The organism is Gluconacetobacter sp. (assembly GCF_047721585.1).
GTDB lineage: Bacteria > Pseudomonadota > Alphaproteobacteria > Acetobacterales > Acetobacteraceae > Gluconacetobacter > Gluconacetobacter dulcium.
The window spans coordinates 1-4,191 of the sequence record NZ_JBDNXE010000206.1; the positions used below are offsets into that span (position 1 = coordinate 1).

2 protein-coding genes are annotated in these 4,191 nt (G+C 60.3%); one reads left to right on the top strand and one right to left on the bottom strand.

Features of this window, described 5'->3' with window-relative positions; translation table 11 throughout:
• Positions 1-530: 530 nt before the first annotated feature.
• On the bottom strand, positions 531-1,145 hold the full coding sequence (locus ABF821_RS20135) for a recombinase family protein (RefSeq protein WP_010512305.1): 615 nt from the start codon (positions 1,143-1,145) through the stop codon (positions 531-533).
• Positions 1,146-1,270: 125 nt separating this feature from the next.
• Between ABF821_RS20135 and ABF821_RS20140 the strand changes: the two genes are divergently transcribed.
• A complete protein-coding gene (locus ABF821_RS20140) occupies positions 1,271-4,162 on the top strand; it encodes a Tn3 family transposase (RefSeq protein ID WP_061507276.1) in 2,892 nt (963 codons plus the stop codon).
• The last annotated feature ends 29 nt before the right edge of the window (positions 4,163-4,191 follow it).

A 4,191-nucleotide genomic window follows, 5' to 3' on the forward strand; every position in this document is an offset into this window, starting at 1 on the left:
GAATTAACTGGCGGCTTTCTGCATCTTTTGTCCGGAAGCAGACATTCCGTTTGCCTGAAGGGTTTCGGGCGCCGCGAGGCGTACGAAAGTCTGGGAAGACCGAACCCGCGACACCGAGACTCAGTTATGGGGAATTTGCAACTGGCGCTGCCCTGAGGCGCCTCTGAGCGGGGTCACGTGGCGACATTCGTGACGCGACAAAGGGTGTTTCCCGCTGATCCTACACATGAAGATGACAGGATCTTCAGGGCCAGGTGCGCGCTTTCCGTCGTTTTTTCGCGTTTTACGTAAGCCTGTCGGTGCGCCGGAACGAGACGGTTCCGGCAGGCATCGGGTTATAGGGTCATGTCTGCCGATCATCATGCTGATCTCCCGGCCAGATCAGTCGTCCGTGGCGGTCCTCTGGGCTGGCACCAGCGGGGAAGGATCGGGATGACGACCATCGGACCACCACAGCATGGGCAGGGCGGTGGCATGACCGGTTCGGGTTCCGTGACTTCTGGGGGTCGTTTGCGGGAAGGGGCGAAATCCTACGCTAAGCTGAGAACGCGCTTCCCATAATCCCTGAGCTCGCCCTTCGGTCCGACATATCTGTATAGAGTGACGCGCTCGATCCCGAGTTCCTTGCACAGATCGGAAACAGACGTGTCGCGCTGCGCCATGGCGGCCTGGGCGAGACGCACCTGTGCTTTGGTCAGGGCGAATTTTCGCCCTCCCTTTCGTCCGCGCGCTCTGGCTGCGGCAAGGCCAGCCATGGTGCGCTCGCGGATCAGATCCCGCTCGAACTCGGCCAGAGTGGCAAAGATACCGAACACCATGCGGCCGGATGCGGTCGTGGTGTCGATCTGAGCGCCTTTTCCGGTCAGCACACGCAGGCCGATCCTGCGGTCTGACAGATCCTTCACGGTGTTGACCAGGTGGGCGAGCGAGCGCCCGAGGCGATCGAGTTTCCAGACCACCAGCACATCGCCGTCGCGCAAGGATTTGAGGCATGCAGCTAAGCCGGGCCGATCATCGCGGCTACCGGATGCACGATCATCATAAATATTACCTGGCTCGATACCGGCAGCACGCAGGGCGTCGTGCTGGAGGTCGAGGGATTGGGAACCATCGGCTTTGGAGACGCGGGCATATCCGATCAGCATGTTTCTTAAACGTTGGTTTGAGGCGGTGACGAACATGAGCACATAAGCTTGCACTATTGTGTATCTTAACCAGCATCGCAATCAAACTATCTCAAACCTTACCTTGGAAAGAATAAGGAGCATGTATGCCGCGTCGCGTGACCCTGACCGATCGACAGCGCGAGGCGCTGTTTCACTTACCGGTCGATCAAGGTGATCTGCTGCGGCACTATACCCTTAGCGATGAGGATCTCGGGCATATCCGCCAGCGCCGGCGCGCCCACAACCGTTTCGGCTTCGCGCTGCAACTGTGCGTCCTGCGCTACCCGGGCCGGGTACTCACCCCTGGCGAGCTGATCCCGGCACAGGTATCGGATTTCATCGCGGCCCAGCTCGGGCTGAGCCGTGACGATCTACTCCTCTATGCCGCGCGCGAGGAGACCCGGCATGAGCATCTGGCGGACCTACGCCGGATCTACGGCTATCGCTCCTTTTCGGGGCGGGGCGCACGGGATTTGCGCGATTGGATCGCTCGGGAAGCCGAGGCGGCGACCTCGAATGAGGATCTTGCCCGTCGCTTCGTTGCAGAGTGTCGCCGCACCCGCACAATCCTTCCCGGTTTCTCAACGATTGAGCGCCTTTGTGCCGATGCACTGGTCAAGGCCGAACGCAGGATCGAAGATCGTATCGCCCATCGCATAACACCAGCCCTGAGCGAGAATTTGGCTCATCTGTTAGAGAATACGGTGGATGGTCGCATCACCCGCTTCGTATGGCTGCGACAGTTCGAAGTTGGCGCAAATTCGGCGGCGGCCAATCGGCTGATGGATCGACTGGAATATCTCCACAAGTTCGATCTTCCGGCAGATTTGCTGGACGGCGTTCCCGCGCATCGTGTGACCCGCCTTCGCCGGCAGGGCGAGCGCTATTACGCCGACGGCATGCGCGATCTGCCCGAAGGCAGGCGGCTTGCAATCCTCGCTGTCTGCACCATGGAATGGCGGTCATCTCTGGCTGATGTCATCGTGGAGACCCACGATCGCATCGTAGGCCGTCTCTATCGGGTCTCCGAACGCCTTTGCAGCACCAAGATCGCCGACGAAAAGGCGGCCGTTCGGGACACGCTGAAATCTTTTGCTGAAATCGGTGGTGCTTTGCTTGGAGCGCAGGACGATGGCGCATCCCTGGACGGGATAATCACCACCGGTCCAGGCTGGGAACGGTTCAGAACCCTTGTCGCCACGGCCTCTGCGTTGACCAATGTGCTCGCTGCCGACCCGCTCAGCCGTGTGCTGGACGGCTATCATCGCTTCCGCCTCTATGCGCCCAGGATGCTGCGCCTGCTCGACATGCAGGCGGCGCCGATTGCCAAGCCTCTTCTGACGGCTATCGCGCTGCTACAGAGCGGGATCAAATCCGATCCTCCTATGGATTTTCTACGTCCCAACTCCAAATGGCATCGCCATCTTCGCGCTGCGCCCGCCGGCGACTACCGACTTTGGGAAATCGCGGTGCTGTTCCATATCCGCGACGCTTTCCGGTCCGGCGACATATGGCTGGCAAAATCACGCCGCTATGGCGACCTCAAGCAGATCCTGGTCCCGCCACAGGCGATAGAGCAGACCGCGCGGTTCGCTGTGCCGCTGCAACCCGGCGAATGGCTTGCCGAGCGCAGGGCTCGACTGGATACACAACTGAAGGCGCTTGGCCGCGCGGCGCGAACCGGTACGATCCCAGGCGGCATCATCGAGAACGGCAAGCTGCACATCGACAAGCTGAAGGCTGACACACCCGAAGGCACTGAGGATCTCGTACTCGATCTCTATCAACAGCTCCCGTCCACGAGGATCACCGATTTGTTGCTGGAAGTCGATGAGCGAACCGGATTCTCCGAGGCTTTCACGCATCTGCGCACTGGCGTGCCTTGCCGCGACCAGATCGGCCTGATGAACGTGTTGTTGGCGGAAGGCGTCAATCTTGGTCTACGCAAGATGGCAGCGGCGACCAATACGCACAGCTTCTGGGAATTGCTGCGGATCGCACGCTGGCATGTCGAAGGCAGCGCCTATGATCGGGCGCTCGCCATGATCGTGGAAGCCCATGCCGCTCTGCCTATGTCCGCCTTCTGGGGACAAGGGAAATCCGCATCCAGCGACGGGCAGTTCTTCCTTGCTACCGAGCAGGGCGAAGCGATGAATCTGATCAACGCGAAATATGGCAACGTCCCAGGCCTCAAGGGATACAGCCATGTGTCCGATCAATATGCACCCTTCGCTACCCAGGTCATCCCGGCAACGGTCAGCGAGGCACCTTATATACTCGATGGGCTGCTCATGAATGACGCAGGACGCCGCGTCCGCCAGCATTTTGCCGACACGGGTGGCTTTACCGATCATGTGTTCGCCGCCAGCTCCTTGCTCGGCTACAGGTTCGCACCGCGTATCCGAGATCTCTCTCAGAAAAGACTCTATGCCTTCACGCCCAACGCGACGCCCGCCAATGTGCGAGCGCTGGTTGGCGGCAAAATCAATGAACCGCTCATCGAGCGCAACTGGCCCGACATCCTGCGCGTCACGGCAACGATCGCAGCGGGCATCGTCGCCCCCAGCCAGATTCTTCGCAAGCTCGCTTCCTACCCGCGCCAGAATGAGCTGGCCCTCGCATTGCGGGAGATCGGTCGCATCGAGCGCACCCTGTTCATGATCGACTGGATTCTCGACGCCGGTCTCCAGCGCCAGGCTCAGATCGGTCTCAACAAGGGCGAGGCCCATCATGCCCTCAAGCGCGCCATCAGCTTCCATCGTCGAGGTGAGATACGCGACCGCTCAGGCGAAGGGCAGCACTATCGTATTGCCGGCATGAACCTGCTCGCCGCCATCATCATCTTCTGGAACACCATGAAACTCGGGGAGGTCGTGGACAGACGCGCCGTGGACGGCATCATCATCCCGCCTGATCTCCTTGCCCATGTCTCACCGCTGGGATGGGAACACATCAACCTCACCGGCGAATATCGCTGGCCTAAATCCTTAGCGTAGGATTTCGCCCCCTCCCGCAAACGACCCCA

What these genes read in the sequence shown, in the direction of transcription:
- ABF821_RS20140 (WP_061507276.1), top strand. Translation starts at nt 1,271, where the DNA reads ATGCCGCGTCGCGTGACCCTGACCGATCGACAGCGCGAGGCGCTGTTT.
- ABF821_RS20135 (WP_010512305.1), bottom strand. Translation starts at nt 1,145, where the DNA reads ATGCTGATCGGATATGCCCGCGTCTCCAAAGCCGATGGTTCCCAATCC.